This window comes from Streptomyces sp. NPDC054840 (assembly GCF_053611065.1).
Genome location: NZ_JBSGZP010001024.1, coordinates 1 through 1800, shown reverse-complemented (window position 1 = coordinate 1800; position 1800 = coordinate 1). Strand labels below are relative to the sequence as shown.

3 protein-coding genes are annotated in these 1800 nt (G+C 73.0%); all 3 read left to right on the top strand.

Annotated features, from left to right (window positions below; translation table 11 throughout):
* Positions 1–643 (top strand): aminotransferase class III-fold pyridoxal phosphate-dependent enzyme (locus ACWGIU_RS37105; RefSeq protein WP_453712466.1); only part of this gene is annotated, 643 nt, incomplete at its 5' end.
* A 1-nt stretch (position 644) separates the two neighbouring features.
* Complete coding sequence (locus ACWGIU_RS37100) at positions 645–1094, top strand: type II toxin-antitoxin system RatA family toxin (RefSeq protein ID WP_453712465.1); 450 nt, start codon at positions 645–647, stop codon at positions 1092–1094.
* On the top strand, positions 1094–1800 hold a 707-nt coding region (locus ACWGIU_RS37095; RefSeq protein WP_453712464.1), incomplete at its 3' end, for a hypothetical protein. The genes ACWGIU_RS37100 and ACWGIU_RS37095, both read left to right, overlap by 1 nt.

Here is a 1800-nt window from a genome sequence, read left to right as displayed (position 1 = left end):
CCGGGAGGTCGCGCGGCTGTGCCGGGCGACGGGCGCCCTGTTCGTCCTGGACGAGATCCAGACGGGCATGGGGCGGCTCGGCGCCTGGTGGGGGGCCGACCGTGAGGGGGTGAGCCCCGACATCCTGCTGGCCGGGAAATCGCTGAGCGGCGGGGTGATCCCGGTGGCCGCGGCGATCGCCACACCTGAGGCGTTCGCGGCGTTCGACCGTGATCCCTTCATCCACACCTCGACGTTCTCGGCGGCGCCGGTCGCGATGGCCGCCGCGCTGGCAGCGGTCGAGGTGATCGGGGACGAGGGGCTGACCGGGCGGGCGGCGCAGCTGGGCACCGTGCTCCTGGACCGGCTGCGGGCGGCCGTGGCCGAGCACTGCCCGCACCTGGTGCGTGAGGTGCGGGGGGTGGGGCTGCTGATGGGCGTGGAGTTCCACGACGCGGGGACCGCCGGGGAGTTCCTGCTGGCGCTGCTGGACCGGCGGATCATCGTCAACCACTCGCTGAACGCGCACGCGGTCGTGCGGTTCACGCCGCCCGCGGTGCTGAGCGAGGTGGAGGTCGAGGAACTGTCCGAGGCGGTCGAGGGAGCCGCCCGGGAGATCGGCCGGCGTCCCGTGCCGGCCGCACACACGAGAGGGAGCAGCTGAGATGCGATCGGTGGCAGTGGAACACCGCAGTGCCGGGGTGGACGCACGGACGGCGTACGGGCTGGTGCGTGACTTCGCCCGCTATCCGGAACTGGTCACGATCGTCAGGCGGGTGGACGTCGCCGCGGCGCAGCCCGGTGGTGCGGTCGTCAGCGACTGGGAGGTCGACTTCCGCAACGGGGTGCTGGCCTGGTCCGAGGAGGACGTCTTCGACGACAGTGCGATGGCCATCTCCTTCCGGCAGACCGCCGGTGACTTCGAGACCTTCGACGGACGGTGGGCGATCACCCCGGCGGGCGGGGGCGGTGCGGGCTGCACGGTGCGTTTCGAGGCCGAGTTCGACTTCGGTCTGCCGAGCCTGTCGGGGATCATCGACCCGGTCGCCGAGCGGGTGCTGCGCGAGACCATCGAGCAGATCCTCCAAGCGCTGCTGGGCACGGAGGGCGTGTAGTGGACGCCGCGAACCGTTTCGAGTCGCGCACCACCTACCGGCTGCTGCGCGGCGAGTACCTGGCCGCTCTGGTGATCAGTGCCTGGCTGCTGGTGGCGCACTGGGACCAGGTGCGCTGGCCGGTGGCCGTGGGCCTGTTCCTGTACATCGATGTGATCGGGTACGTGCCGGGTGCGCTGGCGCACCGGCGGGCGCGTCAGGGCCGTGTCCCGCGCGTGTACTACGTGCTGTACAACACGATGCACAGCTGGCTGACCGCCGGGGCGGTGGTGGGCCTGTGGGTGTGGTGGTCGGGGTGGGAGTGGGCGCTGCTGGCCGTGCCGGTGCATCTGTGCGGGGACCGGGGGCTGCTGGGTAACTTCCTCAAGCCGTTCTCGGTGCCGTTCGAGCCGTCGCCGCACCCGGCGTTCACACAGTTCGAGGCGGCCGTGAACGCCGGCACCGGGCCCGGCCCGGACGCCGGACCCGGCCCGGCCACGATCCCGGACACGGGCACGGGCACGGGCACGGGCACGGGCACGGACGCGGTGGCGGGCACGGGCGCAGTCCCGGGCACGGACGCGATGGCGGACGCTGTCCCGGGCGCGAACGCGATGGCGGACGCGGACGCGGGCGCGAACGCGATGGCGGACGCGGACGCGGACGCGAACGCGATGGCGGACGCGGACGCGAACGCGATGGCGGACGCGGACGCGGACGCGAACGC